The organism is Mesorhizobium sp. M0664 (genome assembly GCF_040320565.1).
Classification (GTDB): Bacteria; Pseudomonadota; Alphaproteobacteria; order Rhizobiales; family Rhizobiaceae; genus Mesorhizobium.
This window is the reverse complement of the sequence record NZ_JAMYPW010000114.1, coordinates 1-961: the sequence shown is the minus strand read 5'-3', so window position 1 is coordinate 961 and position 961 is coordinate 1. Positions and strand designations below refer to the sequence as shown.

Sequence of the window (961 nt, the reverse complement as noted above, 5' to 3'; positions counted from 1 at the left end):
TGTCGCCACGGCGCGAGATATGACCATCATTATCGACCTCGCCGGACTGGTAGCGCCTCGGGGTCAGGCCCACCCATGCGCCCACGGCGCGCGAGTTCCTGAAGTTGGCCGGATCCTCCACCGCTGCGGCAAAGGCGGTGGCTGTGACGGTGCCTACACCGGGCACTGACATGAGCAGACGGCAATGCTGGTCGTTACGCGCCATCGCTGCCAGCTGCTTGCTCAGCTCTGCGATTTGGTATCGGATACCACTCCATGCCTGCAGCATTGGCACAACAATGCGCGCCAGCTTTTCTTCACCCCGCAGAAGGTCGCGAACGTTGCGTTCGAACACGCTTCCGGCGCCCTTGGGCACGACAAGGCCGAACGTCTTCATCAATCCACGGATTTGATTGGATATCTGCAAACGCATCTTAAGAAGTTGGCGCCGCGCGGTGATCAGCGTGCGGATCAGCATGCTGTCGAAACCTTTGACGCGGACCTCTCGGTAGAAGCCGACCTCGGCCAGATGTGCCAGGCCATCGGCATCGTTCGCATCGGTCTTGTTCGCGGCCATGTCGAGCGCGGCTTTGGCATGCCGCGCGTCGATGCAGATCACCGGCAGGCCCTCTGCCGTCAACGCATGGTAGAACCACACCGACAGCGGCCCCGTTTCGAACACAACCCGCCGGACATGCGGTGCGCGCTTGCGGATCACCGCCGCAAGCAGTTGCGGATCGGATGCGCACTTGCCCCGCCAAATCCTCTTACCGTTCTGCCGGATCGATATTGCCGTCTCTTTCATGGATACGTCGAGGCCGATATAGTGTTCCATGGCTGTCCTCCGTTCGGTGGCTGGGCCCGGTGTCGATCGAGAGCCCGTTCTTCATCCTATCGGAGGACAGCCAGCCGGCCAGATGTTCGAACATCGCCGCCACATCTCAGGTGGCCACCGCTTCCGCGATTACTTCATGTTCGTTCT

At 61.1% G+C, this 961-nt stretch carries 1 protein-coding gene; it reads right to left on the bottom strand.

Translation table 11 applies throughout. The annotated features are described in order from the left end of the window. Positions 1-814: IS110 family RNA-guided transposase (locus NKI39_RS34185; protein ID WP_352837561.1), on the bottom strand; the 814-nt coding region annotated here is incomplete at its 3' end. Positions 815-961: the final 147 nt, after the last annotated feature.